Annotated in this window: 5 protein-coding genes; 1 reads left to right on the top strand and 4 read right to left on the bottom strand. The window is 69.1% G+C overall.

What is annotated here, in order from left to right; all coding sequences use genetic code 11:
* The 4 genes from IH13_RS0127445 to IH13_RS0127430 form a co-directional block, all read right to left on the bottom strand.
* Positions 1-521 (bottom strand): hypothetical protein (locus IH13_RS0127445; RefSeq protein WP_037842503.1); only part of this gene is annotated, 521 nt, incomplete at its 3' end.
* A 496-nt stretch (positions 522-1017) separates the two neighbouring features.
* Positions 1018-1428 carry a hypothetical protein gene (locus IH13_RS0127440; RefSeq protein WP_031088661.1) on the bottom strand — a complete coding sequence of 137 codons (411 nt, stop codon included), beginning with the start codon at positions 1426-1428 and terminating at the stop codon, positions 1018-1020.
* A 25-nt stretch (positions 1429-1453) separates the two neighbouring features.
* Positions 1454-2014, bottom strand: a complete 561-nt coding sequence (locus tag IH13_RS45040; RefSeq protein WP_234433407.1) for a hypothetical protein — start codon at positions 2012-2014, stop codon at positions 1454-1456.
* Positions 2015-2137: 123 nt separating this feature from the next.
* Positions 2138-2449 (bottom strand): hypothetical protein, encoded by a 312-nt coding sequence (locus IH13_RS0127430; protein ID WP_031088659.1) that lies wholly within the window; start codon positions 2447-2449, stop codon positions 2138-2140.
* A gap of 219 nt (positions 2450-2668) precedes the next feature.
* Here IH13_RS0127430 and IH13_RS0127425 point away from each other — a divergent pair, with 219 nt between their 5' ends.
* Positions 2669-3643: a hypothetical protein gene (locus IH13_RS0127425; RefSeq protein WP_234433406.1), complete on the top strand. Its 975-nt coding sequence runs from the start codon at positions 2669-2671 to the stop codon at positions 3641-3643.
* The last annotated feature ends 33 nt before the right edge of the window (positions 3644-3676 follow it).

The following is a 3676-nucleotide window of genomic DNA, read 5'->3' as shown; positions in this document are numbered from 1 at the left end:
GGCCGGGACTCCTGCCTAGCCTTCAAAAAGGCGGCTGCCACGATGGCAGACTGATGGATCTGCGGGATCACGCCTGTGCCGTAGAGAACGGCCAGCGTATCCCAGTGCTCAGCCAGCTTCGCGCGCAGCTGAGCTGCGCGCGGCGATTCGGAGGTCCAAATCTCCGCAGCAGTCAGAACGGCCAAGACACTGTCAGCGTTGGCGGGACGGCATGCGCCCAGGACATCGTCGTAGGCGAAATAGGACGCATTTCGCTTCCCCCTCTCCCCGGTGCCGGTGCGACGCTGCCACGGTGGCACGAGGAGAAGCGGACCTTGCGACAACGCACGCGTGGCGCAGGAGCTGAGTTCCTGCCAAGACTCCCCTTGAGCGGCACGCCACGACGAGGGCAGCTCGAAACGAGGCTGGTCCTCCTCTGAAGTGGTGGTCAGTACCGTCACCGGGCCCGGCGTCACATGCGCGAACCCCATCGCGAGCAGTCGCTCAAACGACGGGCTGAGCAGCCCCATACCCTCGGGCATCTTGGCCTCTCCCCCTCGGCGCCCCATCCGGAGGCCCGGCAGGAGACCCTGCCAATTCACACCCCCGGGCATACAAGCGGTGATCCTACTCAGCGTCGAAAGACACCGCGGGGTGGACGCGGTGGCGTATAGAGGCATGCGCATGGGGCCAGTGGCTTCAGCGGCTCGGCACGGGCCCCTTGAGGATGTGTGGGCGTATCGGCCGCGGTGGCGGGCGTGCGTGCGTGCAACATGGCCGGTGGCTGCAAGACTCCGGTCAGGACCACTCGGTGCCGTGCGTTCAGACCAACGCAGCGTCGGCGGGAGTGGGTGGCGCGGACCGGGTGGCTTTCGGGGCCGATCAGGGTGAGATGTTCGCTCCTGCCGCCTGCAACCAGTGCCACCAACTCGACCGCTACTACCGGCGGCTCCGCGATGCTGAGCAATCAGCGCTCATACTGCGCAGAACTCGGAAACTCGCAGACCACACTAGATCAGCCGGCGCCACCCCACCAATCTACCCATCAGTAGCATTCAGTGGGTTCCGCTCTCCGAACTGAGCAATGCGCAGGTCAGGCTTGAAGAGCTGCTCACTTGCAGGAAGGCCGCGACAGCTGGTCTCCTGGTAGGGGCGGGGCAGGTAGCTGCCGTGCCCGTGGCACAGAGCGAGCGCGTCCAGGACGGCCGCCGCCTCCAGGAGGTCATCCCGGCACTCCATCGCGATGCTGGCGACCTGGGCATCGACCACGTCCTGGCGGCCGGCGTTGTGCGCGGCCGCGATGCCCTGGCGGTTCATCACGTGCACGTACAGCACAGCCGGCACGAGCTGCCCGATACGCGCCAAGTGCTTCCCGTAGAGGGCCTGCGCCGCCCCGCTGGCCGTCCAGCCGGGCCAGGGCTCATTGGGTGAGGGCCGCTGAGTGCTCATATCCGCTGCTCTCCCGGTTCGGGGCTCAGGCGTCTTTCCACGCCTGGAGGAACTCCAGGTGCTCCTCCCACGTACCGCTGTCGTAGGCGTACAGGACCTGCCAGGCGGCGCTCTCGACCTCGCGCAGCCACAGCTCGCCGACGTAGCCGGCCTCGTAGCCGCGCAGGAACTCCGTGCTGATCGCCTCACCGATGACCTTGGCGGCCGCGGTGCGCTGCTCGCCGTCCATCTCCGCGATCGCGTGCAGGAGCTGGTCGGCCAGCGCGGCACCGTCACCGTCCACAGCGCGCAGCAGCTGGTGGCGGAGGTTGCCGGGCAGCAGGACCGGATCGTCGGCCGCGGTCCACAGCTTGAACCAGAAGTCCTGCGGCTCTTCGCTGGGCACGGGCAGGCTCCGCATCAGCGCGACCAGCCGGGCTGTACCCGCGTAGGCGGGAGCCTGGGCCACGGTCAGCAGCGCCAGGTTGGCCACCTGCTCGGTGTCCAGGCGCCCGGCCTCGAAGCCCGGCGTGAGATTCAGCCGCCGCTCCAACAGCTGTGCGAACGAATCCGGTTGATACACCCGGGGAACCAGCAACGTCTTCACCCTCTCCCTCGCGGACAGCTCAGCGGGTCCTGATCATCGCAGCCGGTGATCGCACCCCGCCGCACGTCCACAGGAGTTGGCCGGAACGGTCGCACCCGGCCGGGGACCACCGGCAACGCGCCTTCAGGTACGCCTGTCGTCCAGGTGGGCCAGAGCGTGGGCGTAGGAGCCGGGGTGGGCCAGAGCGTAGGCGTACTCATCGGGGTGACGGGTGAGACGGGCCACCACCCACGCGGTCTGCGCGTCCATTCCGGGGGCGGCCGCGGCCAGGCGGCGCGCGTGCCACATAGTGCGCGGAGTGAGAAGCCACCGGGTCATCGAAAGCCGGACCCGCCCGGTGCTGGAGGCTACCGGGCCGGGCCCGGCCGTGGCGGGGAAGTCGTTCGGGGCGAGGCCGGGAGGGTTGGGGTCGGTCACGTCCGCGAGTGTGGCCACGAACCCACCTCCCGGAACGGAAGCCGAGGCCGGAGTCACCGGAAAGGACGGCCGGGCAGGCGGCAGGTTGACACCGAGGGTCGGCGCACCGCAGTGTCCCCGCCGTGCAGAGAGCGGGGGGTGTAGTCCCGGCCAGGGAAGGGCCGGAAAGCGGCGCGTCACATGGAGTGTTTATGGGGAGATACGGCCGGTTGCAGCTCTGAGTGACCAGGGGGTTACGTGAAGTGGAAAGACGCGTTCGGCAGCGCGATGGAGGAACTGAAGGCGATACGGGCCCTGCTTGCGCCGGTCGGTCGTCTTGATGACCCTACGGTCGGACTGACGGCCCTGCACGGTGAACTCACCCAGACCCGCCTGAAGATCCTGGAGGTCGTGCAGGGAGGTGTCACCGGCCTGCGGGAGGAGAACCGCGAGGTACGCCGCCGCCAGGACCGGATGATCAGCGACCTCAACGAAACCCGCGGCGAGCTCCGCCAGCTGCTGGAACTCGCCGACACCCTCCGCCCCCTCGCGGAACTCCAGAGGCCAGCAGACGAACCCGACACCGGCGCACCAACACCGGTGGAGCCTGCGGCCCCGGAGCCCAGCCTTGAGCCCGGCCACGAGCCCGCCGCCTCCGCAACGGCACCGCCCACCTCATCCGACACCGACTCCCAGGGGGGAACCATGGAAAGCAACCAGCAGCAGCCACAGCCGGAACCGGAGCGCCAGAACAGAGACCAGGACGACGCTCTCAAACGTGCGATCCAGGCCGCCTACCAGGGCAACGGCACGCCCGCCGCGCCCTCCTCCGCCGCTTCGCCGACCGGCGGCGAGGGGCAGGACCCGCGGATTGCCCACGGGGTTCTGCTGCTGAAAGCCGCCGGGGTGGCCTCCGTGGACCTGGTCGCGCACCGCGACACCTGGGAGTGGCTCACCGCCCTGGCCGTCGACCACGACCACTTCCGCACCCCGCCCTCGGTCGAGGACGTCAAGGAAGGGCGCGTCCAGACCGTCCTGTCCGGCCGCTCCCTCATCGGCCTGCTCATCAAGCTGTGGGACACCCGCCACGCCTCCACCCCGCTCGAGGCGGACTGGGCACTGGCCACGACCGCCTACAACCGGATCGCCGCCGAGCTCACCGGTGTCGACGGCGAAGGCCAGACCATCCGGATCGTCCTGGACGACGGACTCCCCCACGAGACCGGCGACTGACACCACCACGGCCGGCGGTCGTCCGTACCGGCC

Source organism: Streptomyces sp. NRRL WC-3549, assembly GCF_000721935.1.
Classification (GTDB): Bacteria; Actinomycetota; Actinomycetes; order Streptomycetales; family Streptomycetaceae; genus Streptomyces.
This window is presented reverse-complemented; position numbering and strand designations above follow the sequence as displayed.

What these genes read in the sequence shown, in the direction of transcription:
- IH13_RS0127440 (WP_031088661.1), bottom strand. Translation starts at nt 1,428, where the DNA reads ATGAGCACTCAGCGGCCCTCACCCAATGAGCCCTGGCCCGGCTGGACG.